The 23969-nt window shown below is 67.5% G+C and carries 20 protein-coding genes and 2 pseudogenes; 16 read left to right on the plus strand and 6 right to left on the minus strand.

Features of this window, described 5'->3' with window-relative positions; all coding sequences use genetic code 11:
* Positions 1-6 precede the first annotated feature (6 nt).
* From F1734_RS25310 to F1734_RS25330, 5 genes and pseudogenes are all read left to right on the plus strand, one after another.
* Positions 7-1167 (plus strand): acyl-CoA dehydrogenase family protein, encoded by a 1161-nt coding sequence (locus tag F1734_RS25310; protein WP_029547285.1) that lies wholly within the window; start codon positions 7-9, stop codon positions 1165-1167.
* Between the two features lie 33 nt (positions 1168-1200).
* Positions 1201-2721 carry a class I adenylate-forming enzyme family protein gene (locus F1734_RS25315; RefSeq protein ID WP_203012030.1) on the plus strand — a complete coding sequence of 507 codons (1521 nt, stop codon included), beginning with the start codon at positions 1201-1203 and terminating at the stop codon, positions 2719-2721.
* Complete coding sequence (locus F1734_RS25320) at positions 2718-3197, plus strand: MaoC/PaaZ C-terminal domain-containing protein (protein WP_029547283.1); 480 nt, start codon at positions 2718-2720, stop codon at positions 3195-3197. Before F1734_RS25315 ends, F1734_RS25320 begins: the two co-directional genes overlap by 4 nt.
* Positions 3198-3226: 29 nt before the next feature.
* The gene (locus tag F1734_RS25325; RefSeq protein WP_006937359.1) at positions 3227-4381 is read left to right on the plus strand and encodes an acetyl-CoA C-acetyltransferase; all 1155 of its coding nucleotides are present in this window, start codon (positions 3227-3229) and stop codon (positions 4379-4381) included.
* A gap of 39 nt (positions 4382-4420) precedes the next feature.
* A pseudogene (locus tag F1734_RS25330) lies at positions 4421-5178 on the plus strand (3-hydroxyacyl-CoA dehydrogenase).
* 283 nt (positions 5179-5461) lie between these two features.
* On the opposite strand, the gene F1734_RS25335 reads toward F1734_RS25330, so the two are convergent.
* The 3 genes from F1734_RS25335 to F1734_RS25345 form a co-directional block, all read right to left on the minus strand.
* Entirely contained in the window at positions 5462-8353 is a 2892-nt protein-coding gene (locus F1734_RS25335) for an NACHT domain-containing protein (protein ID WP_155621965.1), read from the minus strand.
* Between the two features lie 205 nt (positions 8354-8558).
* Positions 8559-9572, minus strand: a complete 1014-nt coding sequence (locus F1734_RS25340) for a hypothetical protein (protein WP_029547281.1) — start codon at positions 9570-9572, stop codon at positions 8559-8561.
* 3 nt (positions 9573-9575) lie between these two features.
* Entirely contained in the window at positions 9576-10742 is a 1167-nt protein-coding gene (locus tag F1734_RS25345; RefSeq protein ID WP_029547280.1) for a site-specific integrase, read from the minus strand.
* 1051 nt (positions 10743-11793) lie between these two features.
* Between F1734_RS25345 and F1734_RS25350 the strand changes: the two genes are divergently transcribed.
* The 9 genes from F1734_RS25350 (at position 11794) to F1734_RS25390 (ending at position 19583) form a co-directional block, all read left to right on the plus strand.
* Positions 11794-12369: a TlpA disulfide reductase family protein gene (locus F1734_RS25350; RefSeq protein WP_003939272.1), complete on the plus strand. Its 576-nt coding sequence runs from the start codon at positions 11794-11796 to the stop codon at positions 12367-12369.
* A 2-nt stretch (positions 12370-12371) separates the two neighbouring features.
* Complete coding sequence (locus F1734_RS25355; protein ID WP_029540263.1) at positions 12372-13184, plus strand: cytochrome c biogenesis CcdA family protein; 813 nt, start codon at positions 12372-12374, stop codon at positions 13182-13184.
* Positions 13181-14806 (plus strand): cytochrome c biogenesis protein ResB, encoded by a 1626-nt coding sequence (resB, locus tag F1734_RS25360; protein ID WP_029547276.1) that lies wholly within the window; start codon positions 13181-13183, stop codon positions 14804-14806. The genes F1734_RS25355 and resB overlap by 4 nt, the downstream gene beginning before the upstream one ends.
* 4 nt (positions 14807-14810) lie before the next feature.
* Entirely contained in the window at positions 14811-15770 is a 960-nt protein-coding gene (gene ccsB / locus F1734_RS25365; protein ID WP_003939275.1) for a c-type cytochrome biogenesis protein CcsB, read from the plus strand.
* Positions 15771-16244: 474 nt separating this feature from the next.
* Positions 16245-16583, plus strand: coding sequence for a carbon-nitrogen hydrolase family protein (locus F1734_RS25370; protein ID WP_010596784.1), 339 nt, complete (start codon positions 16245-16247; stop codon positions 16581-16583).
* Between the two features lie 275 nt (positions 16584-16858).
* Complete coding sequence (locus F1734_RS25375; protein ID WP_230304633.1) at positions 16859-17548, plus strand: M23 family metallopeptidase; 690 nt, start codon at positions 16859-16861, stop codon at positions 17546-17548.
* 270 nt (positions 17549-17818) lie between these two features.
* Positions 17819-18523, plus strand: coding sequence for a DUF3105 domain-containing protein (locus F1734_RS25380; protein ID WP_072636214.1), 705 nt, complete (start codon positions 17819-17821; stop codon positions 18521-18523).
* Positions 18523-19254, plus strand: coding sequence for a DUF305 domain-containing protein (locus F1734_RS25385; RefSeq protein ID WP_010596787.1), 732 nt, complete (start codon positions 18523-18525; stop codon positions 19252-19254). Before F1734_RS25380 ends, F1734_RS25385 begins: the two co-directional genes overlap by 1 nt.
* An 80-nt stretch (positions 19255-19334) precedes the next feature.
* Complete coding sequence (locus F1734_RS25390) at positions 19335-19583, plus strand: DUF4229 domain-containing protein (RefSeq protein WP_037202587.1); 249 nt, start codon at positions 19335-19337, stop codon at positions 19581-19583.
* A 20-nt stretch (positions 19584-19603) separates the two neighbouring features.
* Here F1734_RS25390 and F1734_RS25395 read toward each other — a convergent pair.
* The 3 genes and pseudogenes from F1734_RS25395 to F1734_RS25405 form a co-directional block, all read right to left on the minus strand.
* Positions 19604-20840, minus strand: a pseudogene (locus F1734_RS25395) (Nramp family divalent metal transporter).
* A gap of 92 nt (positions 20841-20932) precedes the next feature.
* The gene (locus F1734_RS25400; protein ID WP_010596789.1) at positions 20933-21856 is read right to left on the minus strand and encodes a cytochrome c oxidase assembly protein; all 924 of its coding nucleotides are present in this window, start codon (positions 21854-21856) and stop codon (positions 20933-20935) included.
* Between the two features lie 44 nt (positions 21857-21900).
* Positions 21901-22473, minus strand: coding sequence for a copper resistance CopC family protein (locus F1734_RS25405; protein WP_230304632.1), 573 nt, complete (start codon positions 22471-22473; stop codon positions 21901-21903).
* 174 nt (positions 22474-22647) lie between these two features.
* Between F1734_RS25405 and F1734_RS25410 the strand changes: the two genes are divergently transcribed.
* Both F1734_RS25410 and F1734_RS25415 read left to right on the plus strand, forming a co-directional pair.
* A complete protein-coding gene (locus tag F1734_RS25410) occupies positions 22648-23307 on the plus strand; it encodes a DsbA family protein (protein ID WP_010596791.1) in 660 nt (219 codons plus the stop codon).
* On the plus strand, positions 23304-23942 hold the full coding sequence (locus F1734_RS25415) for a vitamin K epoxide reductase family protein (RefSeq protein WP_029540267.1): 639 nt from the start codon (positions 23304-23306) through the stop codon (positions 23940-23942). Before F1734_RS25410 ends, F1734_RS25415 begins: the two co-directional genes overlap by 4 nt.
* Positions 23943-23969 lie beyond the last annotated feature (27 nt).

Genomic DNA, 23969 nt, shown 5'->3' on the forward strand with positions numbered 1-23969 from the left:
ACGATCATGAGCGAGTTGTTCCCCGACTACCGCTCCCCCTGGGAGAGCGACGATCAGGCGCTGCTGCGCAAGCACGCCGCCGCATTCTTCCGCAAGGAAGCCACCCCGCACCAGGAACGCTGGGCCCAGCAGCATCACGTGGACCGCGAATTCTGGACCAAGGCGGGCGATGCCGGACTACTGTGCCTGGGCCTGCCCGAGGAGTACGGCGGTGGCGGCGGCAACTTCGGCCACGAAGCTGTCGTCCAGCAGGAACTCGCGCTCGCGCACGACACCGCGTTCGGCTTCAACGTGCACTCGACGATCGTCGCGCACTACATCGCCGCCTACGCCACCGACGAGCAGAAAAAGCGCTGGATCCCCAAGATGGCCAGCGGCGAGATGGTCATCGGGGTCGCCATGACCGAACCCGGCACCGGCTCGGACCTGCAGGCCGTGCGCACCACCGCGATCCGCGACGGCGACCACTACGTTGTCAACGGCTCGAAAACATTCATCTCCAACGCCACCCACTGCGACCTGCTGGTCATCGTCGCCAAGACCGACCCGTCGGCCGGCGCCACCGGCATCTCCCTGTTCGTCGCCGAAACCCGAGGACTCGACGGGTTCGAGCGTGGCCGGGTGCTGCACAAGATCGGCCAGCACGGGCAGGACACCCGCGAGTTGTCGTTCACCGACATGCGGGTGCCGGTAGAGAACCTGCTCGGCGGAGTCGAAGGCCGCGGCTTCTACCAGCTCATGGAGCAGCTCCCCCGCGAACGCCTGATCCTGGGGATCGCCGGGGTGGCGATGGCCGAAGCCGCGGTGATCGAGACCGTCAAGTACGCCAAGGAGCGCCGGGCGTTCGGCAAGCCGATCCTGGACTTCCAGAACACCCAGTTCGTGCTCGCCGAATGCAAGACCGAGGTGCTGGCGGGCAAGGCATTGATGGACCACTGCATCGCGCGATATCTCGACGGCACCCTCGACGCCGCGACCGCGTCGATGGCGAAACTGTGGGGCACCGACAAGCAGGTCGAGATCATCGACCGCTGCCTGCAGATCTTCGGGGGTTACGGCTACATGATGGAATACCCCATCGCCCAGATGTATGCGGCGGCGCGCGTGCAGAAGATCTACGGCGGCACCAACGAGATCATGAAAGTGCTCATCAGCCGCTCCCTGTAATCCCCGCCCCACTTGCTTCGAGGAAAACACACCATGGCAACACTTGCCGGGCAGCTCGCACTCAACGCCCGACGGCATCCCGACCGCATCGCGCTCGTCTTCGGCGACCGAGAACGCACCTACCGGGAACTCGACGCCGACATCGACCGGTACGCCCACGCACTGCTGTCGTTGCAGATCGCCAAGGGCGATCGCGTCGCCGTGCTCTCACCGAACTCCGATCGGTTCCTCCTGGCGCTGTATGCCGCCTACCGGGTGGGCGCGATCGCGGTGCCCCTCAATCCCCGCGTCACAACCCGCGAACTGCACTACCTGCTCACCGACTCCGGCGCCTCGGTGCTGCTGTTCGGCGGCGACACCGCCGGGGCGGTACGCGGGCTGGCCCAGATGGACGATCCGTCGAGCACCCGGATCCTCTCGCTCGACGGAACATCGGGCTTCGAGAACTTCGACCGGATCGCAGCGACCATGCCGGCCGACCCGCCCACGGTCGAGGTGGCCGAGGACGACGACTGCATGATCATCTACACCTCCGGCACCACCGGTGCGCCGAAAGGTGCGCTGTTCGACCACCACCGGATGCTGTGGGTGGGCCACTCCATGAGCGCCCTGGGGATGAATTCGTTCGACCGCAACCTCCACGTCGCACCGATGTACCACTGCGCCGAACTCGTCCTGTTCGTCCTCGCCGGGTTCTCGATGGGCACCACCCACGTCGTCCTGCCGGCCTTCGACCCCGCCGCCGTCGCCGACACGCTGGAGAAACATCGCATCACCGTGTTCCTCGGGGTGCCGACGATGTACCAGATGATGCTCACCCTGCCCGATCTCACCACCCGCGACCTGTCGGCGTGGCGCCTCGGATTCTTCGGTGCCGCACCGATGCCGCCCAGCGCCGCCGCGAAGCTGGTCACGACACTGCCGCACGTCGGCTTCTTCCAACTGTGCGGACAAACCGAAGGCGGCCCTACCGGCATCTACTCCACCCCCGAGGAGGTCAAAGCCCGTCCGGATGCGACCGGCCGCTGGGCAATCACCAACGCCGAAGTGCGACTGGTCGACTCGGACGGCAACGACGTCGGCATCGGCGAGACCGGGGAGATGATCGTGCGCGGCGAGACGCTCATGAAGGGCTACTGGAACAACCCCGAAGCCACCGCCGCAACCCTCCGGGACGGCTGGCTGCACAGCGGCGACCTGGCGGTGCGCGACGCAGACGGCTACATCACCATCGTCGACCGGCTCAAAGACATGATCATCACCGGTGGCCGCAACGTGTACTCCGTCGAAGTGGAAAACGCGCTCGCCGCCCATCCCGACGTACGCGACGTCGCGATCGTCAGTCGCCCCGACGAGACGTTCGGCGAGACGATCGTTGCCGTGGTCACCCCTGCGGAAGGACGCACGGTGACGCTCGACGACCTCCGCACGTTCGCCGCCGAGTACGTCTCCGACTACAAGCTCCCCCGCGACCTCGTCCTCCGGGAAATTCCGCGGAATCCGTCGGGCAAGATCCTCAAACACATCCTGCGCGAGCAAGTGCGCGCATCGTGAAGCCCGACATCGCTGCTCGCGCATCGGCCCTCGTGTACGGGGAAGATCTCGAGGTGGGCCGGACGTATCGGCTGGGGGCACACACGATCACCGAAGACGAGCTGATCGACTTCGCCTCCACCTGGGATCCCCAACGCTTCCATGTCGACAAGGACGCCGCCGAAGCCGGTGCCTACGGCGGGCTGATCGCCAGTGGCCTGCACACCCTGTCCGTGTACCAGAAACTCGTCGTCGACACCGTCTTCTCCGACTGGCACGTCATCGCCGGCCGCTCCCTGCGCGAAGTCCGGTTCCTGCGCCCGGTGCGACCCGGGGACACCCTCACCGGCACCGTGCACATCCGCAACGTCGTCCTCGACGAGGTCCGGAACCGCGCTCTCACCACCCTCGAGGCCGAACTGACCGGCCACCACGGTCGGCCGGTGCTGACGGCGACCGTCGACGCCTACATCCACACCCGGTCGCACACCCGCTGACCCACCACTCTTTCGCGAGGAGAAATTCGATGCTCGAGGCGTACATCGTCGACGCCGTGCGAACCCCGGTCGGAAAGCGGGGCGGCGGTTTCGCCGCCACCCACCCGGTCGACCTCGCTGCCCACGTCATCTCCACCCTCGTTCGGCGCCACGACCTCGACCCCGCCGGAATCGACGACGTCATCTTCGGCTGTCTCGACAACATCGGTGCACAGGCCGGCGACATCGCCCGCACCGCCGCCCTCGCGGCGGGCCTGCCCGAGACCGTGCCCGGGGTGACACTCGATCGACAATGCGGCTCGTCCCAACAGGCAGTGCACTTCGCCGCCCAAGCCGTGATGAGCGGCACCGCCGATCTGATCGTCGCCGGCGGGGTGCAAAAAATGAGCCAGTTCCCACTCCTGTCCGCCGTCGACGCCGGCAAGGCCTACGGGTCCCCCGACCTGTACTCCGGCGCGACAACCTGGCACGCCCGATACGGCGACGCGGAGATCTCCCAGTTCCGCGGCGCCGAGCTGATCGCCGAACAGTGGCACATCGCCCGCGACGCCATGGAGGAATTCGCCCTCCAAAGCCACCGGCGGGCGCTGCATGCCATCGCTGCAGGCCGATTCGATGCCGAAATCACCCCGTTCGCCGGAGTGACGATCGACGAGGGACCACGCCCCGACACCACCGTAGAGAAGATGGCGACGCTGCGCCCCCTCACTCCCGGGGGCAGGCTCACCGCCGCTGTGGCGAGCCAGATCTCCGACGCAGCATCGGCAATGCTCATCGCCTCCTCCGATGCCGTCCGCCGATACGGCCTCACCCCACGCGCACGCATCCACCACATGACCGTCCTCGGCGCAGACCCGGTCCTGATGCTCACCGCTCCGATTCCCGCCACACAGCGGGCCCTGAAAAGGACCGGGATGCGCATCGACGACCTCGACGTCATCGAAGTCAACGAGGCCTTCGCTCCGGTGGTCCTGGCCTGGATGCGTGATCTCGACGCCGATCCGGCGCGGGTGAACCCCAACGGCGGTGCAATCGCCCTCGGACATCCGATCGGCGCCACCGGCACCCGGCTGATGACCACCCTCCTGCACGAACTCGAACGCACCGGCGGCCGCTACGGACTGCAGACCATGTGCGAAGGCGGCGGCCAGGCCAACGTCACGATCATCGAACGAATCTCCTGACCCCACCGACACCGCATCGACCCAGAGAACAGGACCGACATGAACATTGCAGGAACCACCGCGCTCGTCACCGGCGGTGCCTCCGGACTCGGACTGGCCACCACCACGGCCCTGGCCCAGGCCGGCGCGCGCGTCGTCGCCCTCGACCTTCCCACCGCGCACACCGACGCGCTCACCGCCCTCGGCGACGCCGTCCACTTCGCACCCGCCGACGTCACCGACGAGACCGCCGTCACCGCGGCCGTTGACCTTGCCAACGCCGAGAACAACCTGCGCATCACCGTCAACTGCGCCGACATCGGCAACGCCGTCAAAACGGTCGGCAAGGACGGACCCTTCCACTCACGGCCTTCAAAAAGATCATCGACGTCAACCTGATCGGTACCTTCAACGTCATCCGCCTCGCCGCTCACGCCATGGCGACGAACGAGCCGATCCACGGCGAACGCGGCGTCATCGTCAACACCGCCTCCGTCGCCGCGTTCGAAGGTCAAATCGGACAAGCCGCCTACTCCGCGTCCAAAGGCGGCGTCGTCGGCGCCACCCTGCCCATCGCCCGGGACCTGGCATCCCTGCAGATCCGGGTGAACACCATCGCCCCCGGACTGTTTCTGACACCCGTGCTCGGCACCCTGCCCGAGCACGTGCGCACCACCCTCGGAGCACAAGTCCCACACCCGCGCCGCCTCGGCAATCCCGCCGAATACGCGCAACTCGTCGAAGCCATCATCACCAATCCGATGCTCAACGGCGAAACCATCCGGCTCGACGGTGCCATCCGCATGGCCCCACGCTGACACTCACCGCCAGCCGTACCACCGTCGACCCGAGCCCCCGCACCGGATCAACGGCGGTATCGACCGTACGCATGCGCTGCACCAGGGCGAGCCCTGCGGTGGAGTTGGCGTAGGCATTCCAGGGCCGACCACCACACCCGTTCGCGCACGCGTCGGCGTCTCAAGGCGACGCCGACGCGTGCTGCACCCTCCACGAAGCACCGCAGCGCGGATACCGAAGAATCCGGCACGCCGGTAACCAGGCCTTACGTCAACGTTTCATGGCCAGGGACGAATATGCAGATCACCCACCTACCCAATCAAACGTCGCAAGCATATTTTTTGCGACGGGGCGACGAGAGAGGAAACGACCTGCGTAGTTCGCGAGGTAGGCGCGAACACCGCAGTATTCAGTGGAAAGCCCCATTGCCATCTGAGCGAGTTCCTCAGCAACCTCGTCAATTTCGTACGCGCCGCGTGGGTAACGAATGGTTCGGGCGAGAGGGTCGGCGGCTAGCAGAATTATGTCTTGATGGTCGACATTGACGAGGCCAATGTCTCCAAGTGCCTCGCAGATTCTCTGTCGCAGCTCGCCACTGTCGGGGAGGATCGACTGAAGCGTCTCGCCGAGGCTGCCTACATTGGTAGTACGCAGAAGCATGGAGTCGGCAATGGGATATCCATGGCTCACCCACGAATGCAGGATAGCGTTCTCGATTTCCTCACGCTGTGCCTTGGACCATAGCTGGTTGAGCGACGACTGCAAGGCATTCGATTTGTCCTTTCGGATGGCGTGTACAGTCCCCCACGCTGTCGCCACTGCCGCCAAGCGATAATCGAGTCGTTGCTTCAGTACTTCAACGATCCGCTGACGGTATTTGAGATCTTCGCTGGCCATCTCGCCGAAGATTCTCGTGTTCTGCTCGTATCGTAGCGAGTCGGGATTATAGTCGAAGACCATCAGAGCATGCTCCAAGAGTTGCGTACGGTACTTCGGCGAGTTCAGCGAATTTCCGTCATGTAGCAATTCGATCGCAAGCTGTTGGCCTGTCGACACGAGTACCTGCTCTGCTGTTGAGGGCATCTCGCGAACAAGCTCGATAACGGCAGGTCGGAGTTCGTCCCGGGTAGCGAAGATGCGGCCCACGGACAACAGCCAGACGTTGCGCCAGTGAGCAGAGAACCGTGCCACACGGAGGCGCTCAATCATCACGGTGGAGTCACCCGAAGCTACTGCACGAGCGCACATATACTCCTGAAGGCTACGCACTTCGAAGCCGATATTTGCGACCTCTCTCGGTACCAAGAGCACTAACCGTTCAGTTGCTGCATTGATGATCGATTCCGCGATCCTCTCGGCAACAACTCTGGTGTTGCCTTCCATCTCAAGACGGCAGATAGCGATCTCTCGTACTGCGGTACGCGACATCGTTGCCTCTGCTCCAGGAGTAATTTCCTCTTGGCACTGCAACTGCACAGCAATTCGCTCATGAATGGCGTCGATGTCTTCGCGACGCCGACTCAGGAGCTCTGCTGTACCTCCTAACTTGTTTGCCTCACGCTTGTAGATGGTGTCGTAATAGGCGTCGAACAGTCCGTAGCGGGTTTGCGGGGCACGACGATCGATCTCCGACAGCAGGGTCATTATGGTGACTTGCAGCGGTGTTCTCATTAGTCTGGCGGTCAGGGGCTGTTCGGCCGATCGAACGACTCGTTGGTAAATATCTTCCTGGTGGTCTGGATCGCTGGCGTGGCGGAGTTCGATTAGTCGCTTCGCATACTCAAGGGCGGTTTTGGTGGGTAGTTCCTCAAGGGAGACATCATCGAATTCAGAGTTTCCGAATTCGTTCGAATATCCTTGGGGTCTGGTTGTTATTACCACAAAAAGGTCGGCGTCTGCTTCTGCAGCGTCTTTAAGGAGCACCCGAACGGAGTTGGTTACCGTCTCGCGAGCTATGTGTGAGGCAACTTCGTCGAATCCGTCCAGTACAATCAACCATGGCCAGCCGTTCAACCATTCGAAAAGATCTGCAGCGGTGGTAGTTTTGTAGGAATTCTTAGATACTTCATTCGCTACCCACCTGAGAAGATTGACGTCGCTGTCCTTTCCTGCGACGTCTCGTGCAAATTTTGCTAGATCAATACGCAAAGGCCACCTCCGGTTGCTCGGTGTCGGCAACCCAATGCTTTGAAGATGGTTGTTTGTCTCAGCAAGGCCGGGGACCCTTGCCTTGTTGGACAGTTCCGATCGATCGTCAACGAAAGCGGAACGGTACGCCGTTACGATTAGTTGGCTGAGAGTTGTTTTCCCTTGTCCAGGGCCCCCGACGATTACCACGTGCGGCGGATGGTGTAGATCTTTCTCGAGAATGCTCGGTCGCAATACCCTATTTCCCCGATCAATTATCGTCGCCGCAGCACCGCTGTACATTGGATTTTCCGACGTGCCACTATCGTGGGCCTGCAGCTGGCTGCGACTTGCTGGTACAACCACCGGGAGGTCGATGGCGACCTGGTTGATTCGCAGCCGAGTTTGCTGAGGGTCTCCAGACTCGCTTAGTTGAATGAATTGGTCGGATAGAATGCTGTTTTCAGCGTGCTTGATCAGCTCGGTTCCTACGTCTACGGAATTTCCTTCGAGGATGATCCTTAGGTTTTCAAGGATGTCGCCGGGGGTTATAAAACCGGCGAAGGCGCGCCGAACGTCCTTCTGCCCATCTAGAAGCCGACAGAGTTTGTCGAAGTGCCAGCACTCAGCCCCCGTCATTCCAGCATCGGAAATTTCCTTCCTTAGCTGGGTTCGGACGGTGTCGATGCCGCCACCTTTGCCCGGTCCGAGGGTAGCGTTCGTGATGAATAGTATGTTGTCAGGAAGGCCAATCGCTCGCCTGCGAGCAGACTCGGGGTTCTTCCAGATGGCCATCTCTTTCGTGATCTCGTTTTTGAACCACGCGGTGTCCTTGACGGTGCCATGAGGTTCTTGCAGGAATTTTGCCTGAATGACAGTCCCCCCCATCCAATCAAGGGAACTGTCGTGGCCACTCCAGATGATACGACCGACGTACATCGCCTCGCGCCCGTTGTCGGAGCCATCCCCGAAGATCTCGACGGAAACGCCGAACTCCTTTATGCAAAGAGCTTGCGCCAGGTGTTCGAATTCACGAGTGTTCAATTTGTGCAAGTCGTAGTCGGCCACAGGTGAATCATGCTCTATGTGAGAAACGACGGCGGAACTACCTCCGGAGTGGGGGATCACGGCCCTGCAGGCGGGGTACACGAGACACTTGAGCGGGAGTGGTTGTGCTGCCAAATTCTATGGGCCATAGAGCAGGTCGAGGCGGCGCATGGCGTGGTGTCCAACCTGAGGCGGTGTCGGGTACGGAGTTCGGCCGCTGTACCGTTTACAGCCCCTCCAACACACTCACCAGGTCCTCAAGGAGCGCGTCGGCGCGGACTTCGATCTCGTCGAAGATATCGGCGAGGTCTTCGAGAGCCTCGTGGTCGCGGCGACGCGCAGCGAGGCCGCGCTCGTAGTAAGTCGAGTCCAGGTGAACCTTTGGCTCGTCCCGTGTATCGAGGTTTTCCTGCGGTGGCGTCGACAAGACCTTGCGGACGGGTGCCCGACCCAACAGGTGCGCCCGCACCAGCGTCGATACCGACTGTGGGGTCATTGGTTGCCCGTGCGGGAGGTGTCCCCAGCGGTCGATCGGACACAGCAACGGTTCCCTGGCCTGCTCCGCATCGAGCGGATCCGCGAAGACCTCGATCGGGTCGGTGAGGTGATGGCGCAGGAGATGGGTGCCGGGATACTGGTCGAGAAACGCCTGAATCTCTGCCCACCGCCGGTAGATCCCAACCACGGGATTGTCCCCGGCCTCGGGATCCGGTGCGAGCAGGAAGCGTTCACCAGCGCGGGTCGTGACCACCAGGGTATTCCCGTCGAGGCGGATGTCGCGGCGGCGCAGGCGGGTGGTGTCGGTGAAGGTCATCCCGGTAGCGGCGAGAACCAGCAGGAGGGCGTCGCGACGGCCGAACAGTCCGCTCGGCCAGCCCTCGGTGGGTAGCTCACGCGCTCGCTGCATCAGAAGGCATCCGAGCCGATCGAGGCGTTGAGCACGAGCGGTGTCGAGGTGCCGGCGCACCGTCTCGATGCGCCCCGGGGCGGGATAGCCGTGCCGGGTGTGGACGGCATTGATCGCCGAGAGTCGGCGTCGCTGGGTCGCCGCCACGGCGGGGTGTTCGTGCAGGAACAGCGCGAGCGTGTCAGGACTGGCCGGAATCGGCGACCGGTCGGCGGCAGCGCACCAGTCCGTAAACAGGGCCCAGTCGTGGCGGTACCGCGCCGGGACCCGCAGCCCACGCTCCGTGTCGTGGATGTCGTCGGGTCGCCGCGGGGAGGTGCGGGTGCTGGTCATCGCTCACAAGCCCAGATTGGTGACAGCGTTCCCGAGGAGGGGTGCGTGTTCGCGGGCGTAGACCTCGAGCATGGCGGGGGTGCTGTGCCCGGTCTGGCGCATGATGGCGTGCGCGGAGGCGCCGTTACGGAAGGCCTGGGTGACGAACCCGGCCCGCAGCGAATGCCCACCCAACTGCGTCACGATCTCGGGGTCGTAGCCGGCGTGGGCGGCGCGGCGGCGGATCGCCGCATGGACCGCCGCCCCCGAGAGTGCCGTCTCGGAGAGGTTGCCGTTTTTGCGAATCGCGCGCAACAACGGAGAGGTAGGGACAGTGCGGGGGCGGGTGCCGCGGCACACGTGCGCCGCGAACGGCTCGGCGCTGCGGAGCAGCCGGATGACGGCGGGGCGGCCGCCGGTGTCGAACGCGGCGACGATCTGGGCCCACCGCAGCCACGCGCACGGCGGGCAGCTGGTGTGCGAGGCGGTGAACGGCAGGGCGCGGACGGTGCCGCGGCCCTCCTGGTCGGTCTTGGTCTTGCGCAGCCGGATGTGCAGGCCGTCGAGCCGATGCAGCGCGACGTCGCTGCAGGTGAGGGCGACGAGTTCGCTGCGGCGGAAGGCCCCGGCGAAGCCGAGCAGCAGGATCGCGGTGTCGCGGCGTTCGACCACCTCATCGGCCCAGCCCCGGCAGTCGGCGCGGGCCTTGTCGACGATCGCGAGGATGTCGGCGGTGAGCAGCGGCGCCCGCGGGCTGCGGGGCCGCTCGCCGGCGGTGGCGTAGCCGCGGCGGATCCCGGACATCGCCTGGCGGACCAGGTCGTCGCCGGTCGGACTCGGGTGCCCGGTCTGGCGGTGGTGGTGGGCGATCGCGGCGAGGCGGTGCGCCAGGGTGGCCGGGGCGTAGGCCCGCTCCCCCGCCTCGGTGACGGTGTCGGCGCACGCGATGAGGTAGGCGGCGACGGTGACCGGGTGCGCCGGCACCGCGGTGTGTCCTTCCCGCTGGCACCAGGTGGTGAAGGCCCGCCACGCCGAGGCGTAGGTGCGGCGGGTGCCGGCCGCCCGCGCCGACGCCACCGACTCCGCGATCCGCGCCGCCGTACCGGGCGCAAGGTCCGGCAGCGCCGGCCCCGACACCGCCTCGGGCACCACGATCTGGCCGTCGTCGGCCGGTTCCGTCTCCATATCCACGGGTGGGAACGGTACCGGAGGGCTCCGACACCGTCCCGGCGACCGAAAGTGTGCTCACCTCGGGGTTCGCGGGGATTGCTGCGTAAATGGGAATTTACGTTGCCGACACCGCACAAACCGGGAGTGACAAACCCCCAGGTGCCCGTTTTGCCGTATTTATCCGGATCTTCTGGTTCTCTGTCCTGTGCCATCAGACCTGAGGCAGTGCCACCGCACCTGAGGCAAAGGCAGGGTTTCTGCCACCAAGTTGAGGCGCTCTACCTGCCACGTTCTCGTCGACAACCCCGCATGCTCGACGTCCCTTTGCCTCAACAATGTGGGCAGAAACGCCGCGGCGCCGCTGTGCCACATTGTTGAGGCACCGCTGGTCAGCGACCCATTCGTACCTCGGATCGAATGGCAAAGGACACTTGTCCTGTGCCATCGGACCTGAGGCTTTGTCCAGCATCCGAGGCAAGTGAGACTCTGCACGAGAATTTCAGTGGTTGCGACCTGGGGATTCGTCAGTGCATGTCAGGGGCTCTCGTCACGAGAATGTCAGTGGCCGCGGAGAGAGTCCCGCCGGGATGTCAGTGCGGTGAGCTGGGGTTTCCATCGGTGGCAGGAGCCAGCACCCTTCGCCCGCTGCGCGGACATCGACGCTGGAGGCCCGGGACGTACGCCGTGATGGATGTGCCGCCGACCCATTGCTCGACATAAATACTATGTGAAGTAGTATTTGGGCCGGACGACAACACCGAAGGTCCACACGTCCCCGGATCGCAGGGTCGATTGCGTTCCGCGACCCTGCGTGTGCAGGGCGATGTGGGCCGTGACAGGAAGACGACGCCGTGATCACGACGCACCTCGAGCCGCCGACACGACAGCGCAGTGCCCCCTCGGGATCGACCGGCGGACGGGACCGTCGGTGAGAACGGGGCAGCACACGGAGTCGGCTGCCGGCCTCGTGTGCGCAGCCACGTCCGCGGACCGGCCAGCCGATGCGTTGCGCGGCGGCCGGGTTCGGGTGAGGCCGCCGGTACAGCGAGCGCCTCGTCGACGATCGTGGCAGGTGCTGGTGCTGGCTCTTGTGGCGGTACTGGGGGTCGGCGCCTGCGGCACCGGCACCGACGCCGTCGCCCAGGGCGGCACCTTCGACTTCGTCGCTCCCGGCGGCCAGACCGACATCTTCTACGATCCGCCGGCCGAGCGCGGACAACTGGGGGCGCTGGCCGGCCCGGATCTGATGACCGACGGGGCCACGGTCGACCTGGCCGACTACGCCGGACAGGTGGTCGTGCTCAACCTGTGGGGTCAGTGGTGCGCCCCGTGCCGCAGCGAGGCCGACGACCTCGAACGCGCCTACGAGGCCACTCGGGCGCTGGGGGTGCAGTTTCTCGGCATCAACGTCCGCGACCCCCAGCGCGACAAGGCCCAAGACTTCGTCATCGACAACAATGTCTCCTACCCGTCGATCTACGACCCCCCGATGCGCACCCTGACCGCCCTCGGTGGCGCCTTTCCCACCAGCGTCATCCCGTCCACACTCGTCCTCGACCGGCGGCACCGCGTCGCGGCGGTGTTTCTGCGGGCTCTGCTGACCGAGGATTTGCAACCGGTCGTCGAACGAGTGGCGGCCGAACAGTGACGGTGACCGTGCTCGCGCAAGGAGTCGGCTCGAGTTTCCAGACGGCAGCCGCGACCGGGCCGCTGCTCTTGGCGGTGGGCGCCTGTTTACTGGCCGGACTGATCTCCTTCGCCTCCCCGTGTGTGGTGCCCTTGGTGCCGGGCTACCTGTCATATCTGGCCGGCGTCTCCGGTGCCGACGCTCCACCGCTCACCGCCGAGGTACGCACCGCCGGGGTACACGCTCCAGGACGGTGGCGGGTCACCGGAGCCGCGGCATTGTTCGTCGCAGGATTCACCGTGGTGTTCGTGCTGGCCACGGTCTCGGTGTTCGGGGTGATCGGGGCGTTGCGGCTCAATCAGGAGCTGCTCCAACGCCTCGGCGGAGTGGTCACCATCGTCATGGCCCTGGCGTTTCTCGGGCTGATCCCGGTCTTGCAGAAGGACACCCGCTTCGCGCCCCGGCGCATCTCCTCCCTCGCCGGCGCCCCGCTGTTGGGCGGGGTGTTCGCGCTGGGATGGACCCCGTGCCTGGGACCGACGCTGGCCGGGGTGCTGTCCGTGGCCGCGGGTACCGAAGGCACCACCGCCGCCCGCGGGGTGGTGCTGATCGTCGCCTATTGCCTCGGGTTGGGCCTGCCGTTCGTGGCCCTGGCCTTCGGATCCACCTCGGCCCTGCGCGGAGTCGGGTGGCTGCGCCGACACTCCCGTCACATCCAGATCGTCGGCGGCGTGCTGCTCCTGGCAGTGGGAACCGCGCTGGTGACCGGAGTCTGGGAGGTCTTCATCGCGTGGATCCGCGACGAGTTCGTCACCGGGACGGTGCTGCCGATATGACCGTCACCGACCGCGCTCCGGCCTCGAAGCCATCACCGCCGCCGGAACCATCACCGCTGCGCCGAGCTGTCGCCACTGCACGCAACCTGTGGCGTCAGCTCACTTCGATGCGCACCGCCCTGGTGCTACTGTTCCTGCTCGCCCTGGCTGCGGTCCCCGGGGCGCTGCTGCCGCAACGCAGCCTCAACGCCGGCAAGGTCGACGAGTACATCGCCGCCCGGCCGATTCTCGGCCCGATCTTCGATCGGCTCGAGTTGTTCGACGTGTTCGCCAGCTTCTGGTTCACCGCCGTCTATGTGCTGTTGATGGTCTCGCTCGTGGGCTGTCTGATTCCCCGGCTGCGTGAGCATCTGCGCGCTGTGCGCAGCGCCCCGGTGCCGGTCCCGCGCAATCTCTCGCGCCTGCCGCACCATCATCAGGGGTTGCTTCCCGAGCCCACCGACCAGGCCCTCGACCGAGTCCTCGACCTGCTGCGAGGCTGGCGTCTGACCACCCGGACCGAGCCCGGCCCGGTACAGGCGGTGTCCGCGGAAAAGGGGTATCTGCGCGAAGCCGGCAACCTGGTCTTCCACTTCTCACTGGTCGGGCTGCTGGTGGCGGTGGCCACCGGTCGGCTGTTCGGCTACGAGGGGTCGGTGATCGTCATCGCCGACGGCGGGCCGGGATTGTGCAACACCTCCCCGGCGGTGTACGACTCGTTCCGCGCCGGAGCCGCCACCGACGGCACCGGACTCGAGCCGTTCTGCCTCAAGGTCGAGGATTTTTCTGCCGACTACCTCGACAACGGGCAAGCCGAAATGTTTACCTCCACGCTGTCCTACCAGACCGGCACGGACATCGGCACCGACCGCTGGCAGCGGTACCAAGTGCGGGTCAACGAGCCGCTGCGTCTGGGCGACGAACGGGTGTATCTCACCGGTCACGGTTACGCCCCCCGGTTCACCGTGACCTTCCCCGACGGGCAACAACGCACCGAGACACTGCAGTTCGCCCCCGAGGATGCCACCACGTTCCTCAGCAGCGGGGCCATGCGGTTCGATCCGCCCGGCGGCACCTATCCGGATCCGGACGAGCGTCGCCGCAACCAGATCGCAATCGAAGGATTGTTCGCTCCCACGGCAGCCTTCAACGGCACCTTGCTCACTTCGGTGTTCCCTGACCTGCGCGATCCGGCGGTGGCCGTCGACATCTACAAAGGCGATACCGGGCTCGACACCGGCATTCCCCAGTCGATCTTTTCGCTCAATGCCGAGATGATCAACCAAGGCCGACTGGTCAAACAGGCCCGGGTCAACCTGCGACCCGGAGAACACACCACCCTCGCCGACGGCACCGCCGTCCGGTTCGACGGCGCCGAGGAATTCGCCTATCTGCAGGTCTCCCACGACCCTGCCCAAAACTGGGTGCTGGTGTTCGCGATCACCATGATGGGCGGGTTGGTGGCCTCACTGGTGATCAAACGCCGCCGGATCTGGGTGCGGCTGCGCCCTGCCGGGGGCGGTACCGCCGTCGAACTCGGCGGTCTGGCCCGCACCGACCACGCCGGCTGGGGGCCGGAGTTCACCGACATCTGCCGACGCCTGGACCCCGGGGCATCGCCTGCTGCGAAAGAGGACCGCTAGAGCCATGCCGATCGACGACACCTTCGCTCGCTACTCCGACCTGAGCTTCGAGGCCGCCTTCGCCGTCTACCTGTTGGCCCTGGTGCTGTTCGTCGCCGAATTCGCCGCGGTCCGCACCCGCCGTGCCGACCCCGCCCTCGCCCCCATCGCAGCTGTCCCCCCGGCAGCCACCGGGCCCGGCCGGGTGAGCGCGCCGACCGGGCGTGAGCTAGCGGACCGGCTCGGCCGGATGGGCATCAGCGTGCTCGTGGTCGCCTGGGTCCTGCACGTGGGGTCGATGGTGCTGCGCGGGCTGGCCACCGCCCGCTTCCCCTGGGGCAACATGTACGAGTTCGTCACCGTCACCTGCGCGATCGGGGTGCTGGCCGGTCTGATCGTGCTGCGCCGCCCGGCGCTGCGGGTGGTGTGGATGTTCGCGCTGCTCCCGGTGCTGGTGCTGCTGTTCGTCGCCGGCACCGTGCTCTACGCCGACGCCGCCCCGGTGGTGCCGGCGTTGCAGTCGTTCTGGCTCCCGATCCATGTGTCGGTGGTCTCCGTCTCGAGCGGGGTGTTTCTCGTCGCCGGGGTGGCCAGCGCCTTGTTCCTGGTGGCGGTGCGGGCCGAGCAGCACCCGACACCCCGGCTCACCCGGGTGATGCGGCGCCTGCCCGACGCCCGCGCCCTCGATCGCCTCGCGTACCGCACGACGATCTTCGCCTTCCCGTTGTTCGGCGCTGGCGTCGTTCTGGGGGCGATCTGGGCCGAAGCCGCCTGGGGCCGGTTCTGGGGCTGGGACCCGAAAGAGACCGTCTCGTTCATCGCCTGGGTGATCTACGCCGCGTACCTGCACGCCCGCGCCACCGCCGGCTGGCGCGAGACCCGCGCCGCGTGGATCAACATCGCCGGTTTCGTGGCGATGCTGTTCAACCTGTTCATCATCAACATGGTGGTCTCGGGACTGCACTCCTACGCCGGCCTGAACTGATCCGCAGGACCCCGCGGGCCGGGCACGCTGTGCCGACCCTGCGGGCCTGTCGGAGAACAGCTGTCGAGGAGCGCCGGATGGACGTGGATGCGCCGTCCGTCCCTGCGCGGTGGCGCCGCGGGCCCGGGCCTGGCGGCGCTGGGGGCGCGCCGCGTCCAGTGGGGTGGGCGTTGTGTGCCGGCTTTCCACCAGACACCGGTGGTGGCTGGCGCCGGGCGCGATCGCGCTGCTCACCGCTGCGGTGACGGTGGGTCGGCTTCGGCTACGGCTATCGCGTCGGCCTGGGTTTTTCCTGCCGTTGCTGCCCGTCGGTCACTGTCTACGTCGAGGCGGTTGCCGTCGGTGTCTTCGGGACGCTCGCCGCGATGCTCAGCCGCCGCTGGCGGGCCCGGATGCCGTTCGGCGCCTTCCCGTAGGCCGACTCGACTCGGGCCGGTGGACGGTCCACACGAGCCAGAGTCGACGACACCGGCGGTGACCGTGGCCGCGGTGCCGGGCAACGTGCCCACCCACAACGCCGCCTTCGGGCGCATCGAGATGACCGGCAGTTGCCGTGGCCCCGGGTTCGTGCCCTCGAACACGGGCCGCGCCGCGGTGGTTGCGGCCGGCAGCGGCGTCAGTGCTGTGAGCGCCGCCGACGGCACCGTCACCGACCGCAGTGCGATGTTCCCTGTCCCCACCCTCGTCGCGGACCTGCCGCTGAATACGGAACCGACTTGGACGACCCGGCTCGGCGCCGGTCCCGAGGCGCTCGCCGCCGCGGCCACGGTGGCACCGTTTCGGCCACCACGGCATGGTCACGGCGACCTCTAAATACTAAGCAGGGTAGTTTTTATTCGCCCGTTCGTATATCGTTTCGTTATCTCCACTGATCCGGGTGGCCCGGGTCAACCGCGAAACAGCATGTCAGGAGCAAGGACGTGGCACGACACCGCAGCGCATCTTCCCGAAGGGATCGGCAGGACCGTGATGCCGGCGTGATCTTTCGGGTGGCACCGACGGGCCGCGGCGGCGCTCGGCATCGGGCGGAGCCGACAGGGACCGGCCGTCCCGCGATGTGGGCGTCGGCGGTAGCCACCGGCGCCCTGATGACCGCCGGAGCGCAGATCGCGGCCCCCGGGGTGGCGGCGGCCCAGCCTGCCGTCGCTCCCGTGCCCGTAGCCCTGCCACCGGAGATCGCCGCGCTGGCGGACCTGCCCGAGGTCGGCGCGGCGCTCGACCAGCTCGCTGCGGTACCGGGTCTGCCCGAGGGGCTGCCCTCCGCTCTTGCCGCCCCGCCGGCGGCTCCGCCGACCGTCGGCGTACCGACCGAAACTGCTATCTCGGCCGTACCGGCGACGCCGGCCGTTCCCGCCTCGGTCGCGACGTCGTCCCCGCTGGCGGTCGCCCCGGTCTCGGGCACCTTGACCTCGTCCTTCGGTCCCCGTTGGGGCGCCACCCACGCCGGCCTGGACATCGCCAACAGCATCGGCACCCCGGTCTATGCCGCCTCGACCGGCACGGTGATCGATTCCGGCCCGGCCTCCGGGTTCGGCCTGTGGGTGCAGATCCGGCACGACGACGGGTCCACCAGCACCTACGGGCACATCAACGAAACGCTGGTCACCGTCGGGCAGCGGGTCCAGGCCGGTGAGCAGATCGCCACCGTCGGCAACCGGGGCCAATCCACCGGCCCCCACCTGCACTTCGAAACCACGAACCCCTCCGGAGCTAAGGTGGACCCGAGCGAGTGGCTCGCCCAGCGCGGCGTCCCGCAGACCGCCCTCGCGAAGGCCTGATCGGAACCGGACGCACCCCCGCCGCCATCCCCACCCGCGTCCTTCACGGGCGAGGTGGGAGCACGTTCTCATCAAAAACTAAGATTCGTAGTATTTACTGGGGCGGGAAGTGACCGCGGCGCATCGCGGCGACAGCGTCACAGAAGACAGCGTCACAGAACCGGTGTCGGTGAGGAAGGCGGGTCCGTGGTGGGCGGTACAGGTAGGGCACCCCGAAGCAAGCAGTCGCGGGGAAAGCCCCGACCGGTCACCCTGTCCGGTGCGCGGCACATGCCGTGGCCGATGATCGGCGCCGGCGTGGTGGTCGTGGCCTTGATCGGGTTGATCGCCTACAACCTGGCACCGAGAATCGCCGAACGGGCCGAGACACAGAAGTACGTCCCGAACGCGGACAACCCCGACCCGTCCACCGCGATCGCTGGGATGGAGAAGGCCGACTACCCGGCCGGCACGCACGTGCAGGCCCCGCAGCGGGTGGCCTACGACCGGACTCCGCCGATGGGAGGCCCGCACGACCAGTACTGGGCCACCTGCACCGGCACGGTCTATCCCGCGCCGATCCGCACCGAAAACGCGGTGCACTCGCTCGAACACGGCGCGGTGTGGATCACCTACGATCCCGACAGGGTGGCCGGAGACGAGGTGGCCACGCTGACCGCGCGGGTCGACGGCCAGCCCTACATGCTGCTCTCGCCGTATCCGGGTCTGTCCTCGCCGCTCTCGGTGCAGTCGTGGGGCCACCGGCTTGCCCTCGACGACGTCGAGGACGACCGGCTCGGTCAGTTCGTCGCCGCGCTGCGCCGCAATCCCAACACCCATCCGGAAGCGGGGGCGACGTGTTCGACCGTGCCGGGCGGGTTCGATCCGAGCGCCCCGCCGCCGTTCGACCCCTCGCCGCCGGGGCCGGATGCGGTGCCGATGACCGCCGATCCGCAGTCCGCGCCCGCCGCGCCGATGCCCACCGCACCCCGGTGATGGTTGAGCGCGATCTCGGTGCCGAGCCGGCCGTCGAGCCGGCTTCCGACGGACGCCGCCCCCGGCGGGTCCCGACGGTGGTGGCGGTGCTGGCACTGCTCGGGGGGCTGGTGCTGGGCATCGGCGGCACCCTGCTGGTCGCGGGCCCACCGGCCCCGCCCGGCGAGGGCTCGATCGACGTGGGCTTCGCCCAGGACATGTCGATCCATCACAGCCAGGCCGTGGAGATGTCGGCGATGGCGTTGACCAACTCCACCGATCCGGCGGTGCGCACCCTGGCCTACGACGTGATCACCACCCAGCAGAGTCAGCTCGGCACCATGCAGGGTTGGCTGACACTGTGGAACCGGTCGCAGCTGCCCACCGGGGAGCCGATGCGCTGGATGCGCGGCGCCACCGGCGCACCCGAGTCGATGCCGGGGATGGACGGGCACGCCACGATGTCCGTGGCACCGACGCCGACCGGGTCCCGGATGCCCGGCATGGCCACCACCGCCGAACTCGGCACCCTGCGCCGCACCACCGGTCCGACCTTCGACACGCTGTACCTGCAGTTGCTGCTGCGCCATCACCAGGGCGGTCTGCCGATGGCCCGTTACGCCGGGGCCGCCGCCGCCGAGGCGGCGGTGGCCGCGCTGGCGCAGCAGATCACCGAGACCCAGGAAGCCGAGGCGGCAACCATGACGCAACTGCTGACCGCCCGGGGCGCTGCGCCCCTGCCGATGAACTGACCCTGCCCCTGCGGTGCGAGCGGTGACGCACCGACGGTACCGGACGAGGCGGGCCCGTGAGCTGGACGGAGCCGTCGATGATGCAACTGACCCGACTGGTCGTGGTCTATACCCTCGCCCGCCTGGCCGTCGTCGCCGCGTGTGCCGGCGCCGCCGTTCTGGGTGTGCGCCTGTTCGGCCTCACGGTCTCACAGACCGGGGCGTGGATCGTGGGTCTGCTCGCCGGAATGGCGGTGGCGATGGTGGCGCTGCGCGGGCTGCGTCGCCGGGTCCACGACGAGATCGTCGCGGTCGACACCCGGCGCGGGCATCGGCCCCACCGACGGTGACGCGGGTGGGCGTCCGTGCGTCAGGCCCGCACCGTCAGATAGATCAGCACCAAGTTCAGGGCGGTGATGGTTGCGGCGATCGCCCAGGCCAGCGCGGTGGTGACGCGATGGTTGGCGTCGGCGCCCATCAGCGCCCGATCGCTGGTCAGCCGCACCAGCGGGATCAACGCGAACGGAATCCCGAACGAGAGCACCACCTGCGAGAGCACCAGCGCCCGGCTCGGATCGGTGCCGAGCGCGACCACCGCCAGCGCCGGCACCAGGGTGATCAGCCGCCGCGCCAGCAGCGGGATCCGGCGCCGCAACAGACCGTCCATGATCAGCGCCCCGGCGTAGGCGCCGACCGAGGTGGAGGCGAACCCGGAGGCCAACAACCCCCAGCGCGAACAGCAACGCCACCGTCGGGCCCAGTTCCTGGCCCACTGCCGTATGCGCCCCGTCGATCGAATCGACTCCGTCCCGACCCTGCAGGGTGGTCGCCGCCATGAGCAACATGGCCAGATTCACCGTACCCGCCACCACCATGGCCAGCCCGACATCCCAGCGGGTGACCTTGAGCAACAGCGTGCGCCGGGGGCCGGGTTGAGGATGGCCGTGCCGATCCCGGGCCAATCCCGAGTGCAGATACACCGCATGCGGCATCACCATCGCGCCGAGCATCGCCGCGGCCAGCAGGATCGACTCGGCCCCGTCGAAACGCGGCACCAGCCCGTCGGCCACCGCCTGGCCCGGTGGGGGGGCGACGACGACGCTGGTGACGAAACCGAACGCGATCACCAGCAGCAGGCCGGTGATCACTCGCTCGAAACTGCGCTGGCCGCGGGTGTCCTGCACCAGCAGCAGGACCAGCGACACCGCACCGGTGAGCACCGCCCCGGTCAGCAGCGGCAGACCGAACAACAGGTTGAGCGCGATTGCGCCGCCGATCACCTCGGCCAGGTCGGTGGCCATCGCCACCAGCTCCGCCTGTCCCCAGTACGCCAACCGCCCCGCGCGGGGCATCCGCTCGCGCAGGGCCTCGGGCAGCGACATGCCGGTGACCAGCCCGAGCTTGGCCGACAGGTACTGCACCAGGGCAGCCATGGCGTTGGCCGCGACGACCACCCACACCAGCAGATACCCGAACTGGGCGCCGGCACTGACGTTGGAGGCCACGTTGCCCGGATCGACGTAGGCGATCGAGGCGACGAACGCCGGTCCCAACAGCGTCCAGCGGCGCCACCGGGCCGTGCGCTCCCCCGCGTACTGGATCAGCACCCTCGGCCTCCTCGATCGGATGTCCTGAATTAAAATTCAGGTGAGCCGAAAACTCAAGTGGCGTGCCTCCGGCCGGGTCGACCGGAGCGGGCTCAGCGCGGCAGGGAACGCAGATAGGTGTTGTAGTCGGCCAGGTCCTGCTCCGCCTGCACCGCGCCGTGGCGCTCGCGCACCGCCGCGGTGCGCCGCTCGTGCCGGTACCAGCGGCTCGCGAAGAGCACCACCACCGCCAGCGCGATCGGCTCGCCGTAGGACCAAGCCAGCGCCCCGGCCCACTGCTGATCGGCGAGCGGATCGATCCCCCAGCCCGGCGGCGGGGCGGCGAAGGTGGCCACCATCGGCACCGAGGCCATCATCAAGATCACTCCGAAGAACACGTGCAGCGGCATCTCGACGAACAGGTCGAAGAACCGCCCGAGGTAGCCGGGCCGGCCCGGCAGCGGACCGACCGAGAGGATCGGCACGATGAACAGCAGCCCGGTGAGTAGAAAGAACACCTCGAGGCCGGTGTGGCCGAGCCAGGTGCCGGCGACGGCGTCGAACACCGGGGACAGATAGATCCCGTAGTAGCTCGCCAGGAACAGCGGGATCGTCACCGCCGGACTGAGCAACCACCGGGCGCCGCGGCTGCGCAGTGCCGCCAACGCCGCGGCCGAGATCATCCGGGCGGGTCCGTGGTGGGAGGTGGTGCGCAGCAGCAGCAGGCCCGGGGCGCCGAGCACCAACAACGGCGGCACCGCCATCGACAGGGTCAGATGCTGGAACATCCACACGCTGAACAGTACGAACCCGTACCGTTCCAGCCCCAGGCCGGTGGTGGCGCCCAGAAGGGCACACCCGGTCAGGAACGCGACCGTGCGCACCGCCGGCCAGCTGCGCCCGCACCGGTGCAGCCGCCACCGCGCCCAGCAGTACCAGGCGGCCAGCACCGCCGCGGTGAGCGGCAGCACCGGCAGCGGTGGCGGATCCCACGCCAACAGCGCCCCCAGCGACGGCGGCGCCGTCGGCAGCGGCATCCAGTCACCCATCACCGACCGCCCGGTACGCGGCGCGCGCCCGCTCAGCCCTTGCGGAAGGCACGCAGCGCCACCCAGGTCAGGCCCGCGACGGCCAGCACACCCAGCACGCCGCCGAGCAGGGGCCACAGGATCGACGAGCCTGGCTGCGCGTCGCCGACCGCGGCCGCCGGCGTCTCGCCGGCTGCGGCCTCGGACGGTGTCGGCGACGTCGCCACCGACGGGGCCGAGGCGGCCGCCGCCCCCGCCGCGGCGGTGACGGTGAACGTGTACGAGCCGGTGATGGGATGGCCGTCGGCGGAGACGACCCGGTAGCCCACGGTGTACTCACCGGGGGGCAGTGGTTCCGGGACCGCCAGCTGCACCCGGTCCCCGGCGACGTCGACCTGGGAGCCGCCGCGCTGCGTGCCGTCCCCGTCGGTGACGGTCACCGTGGCGAACGAGGCGTTGATCGGCTGATTGAACTGCAACTCGATCCGGTCCGGGGGGGCCGCGAGGGCCGCCTCGGCCGCCGGGGTCGAACCGATCAGGGCGCTGTGGGCCTGGGCGGGGCCGGCCCCGAACAACAGCACCGACACGACGGCGGCCACGACCGCGACGAGATTCTTCACAAGCACATTCCTCCTCGGCGCCCTGCCTGGCCGGCTGCGGGGTGGGGGTGTGGGTTGTCGGCGGGCGCGCCGGTGGGCGCTGCCCGGCGCCCACCCTACCCCATCTACTATGTGACGTAGTTTTACGGTTGGTCGGTGCTGGTGCCGGCCCGCCCAGGATGACTCGGGACGGACGAAGGCATGAAACTGACAACCAATGTGAAGGTCGGCGTCGCCTTGGTAGCGCTGTTCGTGGTGCTGCTGACGGTGCTGCTCTACACCAACCGCAGCCCCGCCGCCGAACAGGGCGGCGCCGGGGCCTCCGCGACGCCGGTGTGGACCGAGGAGATCCGTACCTTGACCACCGCCGCCGACGACAAGGTCCAACTGGTCGAATTCCTGGACTTCGAATGCGAGTCCTGCCGGGCGCTGTACCCGGTGATCGAACGCGTCCGCGCCGAGTACGCCGGGCGGATCGACCTCGGCCTGCGCTACTTCCCCATTCCCAGCCACACCAACAGCCATCTCGCCGCCCGCGTGGTCGAGGCCGCGGCCCGCCAAGGCCGGCTCGAACCGATGTACCGGCGCATGTACGACACCCAGGCCCAGTGGGGCGAATCGAGCCGGTCCCAGGAAGCGGTGTTCCGGCAGTTCGCCCAGGAGCTGGAGCTGGACATGGCTCGGTTCGATCGCGATGTCAACGATCCGGCCGTGGCCGCCCGCGTCGACCGGGATTTCGACGCCGGTCTGGCCCTGGGTGTGCAGGGCACCCCGACGCTGTTCCTCAACGGCGTCGAGCTGCCGGCGATGCCCAGCTACGAGGAGCTGCGCGCCCGTATCGACGCAGCACTCGCGCAGTGAGCCCGACGCCCGCACCGAGCCCGTCGTGGCACGGGGTCGACCCGGCGCCGGACGGCCCGGCGGCAGGGCGCAATCGCCTCGCCTGGCTTCTGACCGTCTGCGGTGGGCTCGGGTTGGCGGCGTCGCTGGTGCTGACGGTGGAAAAGGTGGCCCTGCTCGCCGACCCGTCCTACCGGCCCTCGTGCAGCATCAACCCGGTCATCAGCTGCGGGTCGATCATGGCGTCCTGGCAGGCGGAGCTGTTCGGCTTCCCCAATCCGCTGCTCGGGATCGCCGGGTTCTCGGTGGTAGTGACCACCGGCGTGGTGCTGCTGGCCGGGGCCGTGCCGACGGGATGGTACTGGAGCGCACTGTTCACCGGACTGACCGCCGCGGTGACGTTCGTGCACTGGCTGATCTTCCAGAGCCTGTACCGGATCGGGGCGCTGTGCCCCTACTGCATGCTGGTGTGGCTGGTGACCGTGCTCGCCTGGTGGTACTGCCTGCTGCAGCGGGAAACGGCGGATCCGACCCGACCGGGACGATGGCGGCCGCTGCTGCGCCGTCACCACGCGGTGGTTCCCACCGTGTGGGTGCTCACCGTGCTTGCCTTGATCACCGAGGCGTTCTGGCCCTACTGGCGGACCCTGCCCTGACCCTGGGGGCCGCTGGGGCCGGCTCGT

The organism is Rhodococcus ruber, assembly GCF_016804345.1.
In the GTDB taxonomy this organism is placed as follows: domain Bacteria; phylum Actinomycetota; class Actinomycetes; order Mycobacteriales; family Mycobacteriaceae; genus Rhodococcus; species Rhodococcus ruber.

What these genes read in the sequence shown, in the direction of transcription:
- F1734_RS25310 (WP_029547285.1), top strand. Translation starts at nt 7, where the DNA reads ATGAGCGAGTTGTTCCCCGACTACCGCTCCCCCTGGGAGAGCGACGAT.
- F1734_RS25315 (WP_203012030.1), top strand. Translation starts at nt 1,201, where the DNA reads ATGGCAACACTTGCCGGGCAGCTCGCACTCAACGCCCGACGGCATCCC.
- F1734_RS25325 (WP_006937359.1), top strand. Translation starts at nt 3,227, where the DNA reads ATGCTCGAGGCGTACATCGTCGACGCCGTGCGAACCCCGGTCGGAAAG.
- F1734_RS25340 (WP_029547281.1), bottom strand. Translation starts at nt 9,572, where the DNA reads ATGACCAGCACCCGCACCTCCCCGCGGCGACCCGACGACATCCACGAC.
- resB (WP_029547276.1), top strand. Translation starts at nt 13,181, where the DNA reads ATGACCGTCACCGACCGCGCTCCGGCCTCGAAGCCATCACCGCCGCCG.
- ccsB (WP_003939275.1), top strand. Translation starts at nt 14,811, where the DNA reads ATGCCGATCGACGACACCTTCGCTCGCTACTCCGACCTGAGCTTCGAG.
- F1734_RS25375 (WP_230304633.1), top strand. Translation starts at nt 16,859, where the DNA reads ATGACCGCCGGAGCGCAGATCGCGGCCCCCGGGGTGGCGGCGGCCCAG.
- F1734_RS25380 (WP_072636214.1), top strand. Translation starts at nt 17,819, where the DNA reads ATGCCGTGGCCGATGATCGGCGCCGGCGTGGTGGTCGTGGCCTTGATC.
- F1734_RS25385 (WP_010596787.1), top strand. Translation starts at nt 18,523, where the DNA reads ATGGTTGAGCGCGATCTCGGTGCCGAGCCGGCCGTCGAGCCGGCTTCC.
- F1734_RS25390 (WP_037202587.1), top strand. Translation starts at nt 19,335, where the DNA reads ATGCAACTGACCCGACTGGTCGTGGTCTATACCCTCGCCCGCCTGGCC.
- F1734_RS25400 (WP_010596789.1), bottom strand. Translation starts at nt 21,856, where the DNA reads ATGCCGCTGCCGACGGCGCCGCCGTCGCTGGGGGCGCTGTTGGCGTGG.
- F1734_RS25410 (WP_010596791.1), top strand. Translation starts at nt 22,648, where the DNA reads ATGAAACTGACAACCAATGTGAAGGTCGGCGTCGCCTTGGTAGCGCTG.